Origin of the sequence: Vibrio sp. 10N.222.55.C6 (assembly GCF_041473395.1) — a bacterium.
GTDB classification, from domain to species: domain Bacteria; phylum Pseudomonadota; class Gammaproteobacteria; order Enterobacterales; family Vibrionaceae; genus Vibrio; species Vibrio crassostreae_C.
This window is the reverse complement of the sequence record NZ_JBFRSD010000527.1, coordinates 990-1,202: the sequence shown is the minus strand read 5'-3', so window position 1 is coordinate 1,202 and position 213 is coordinate 990. Positions and strand designations below refer to the sequence as shown.

At 47.9% G+C, this 213-nt stretch carries 1 pseudogene; it reads right to left on the bottom strand.

The annotated features are described in order from the left end of the window. Nucleotides 1–213, bottom strand: a pseudogene (locus tag AB4486_RS24915) (iron ABC transporter permease); the annotation flags it as partial.

The following is a 213-nucleotide window of genomic DNA, read 5'->3' as shown; positions in this document are numbered from 1 at the left end:
CCACTGCAGAAAAACGCACCACCATTGCAAAGATAAGCGCAAACATGGAACCAGAGAAAATCAGCCCCGGACGTCCCCACTCCATCACTTTGGCAATATCATTGACTAAGTGATCCATGAACAACACAGGCACCATCACACCAATCGCCAACACAGTGCCTGGAACAGCATAGCCCATCGAAGCAATACGCATGTAAGCCTGATTTTTCTTAC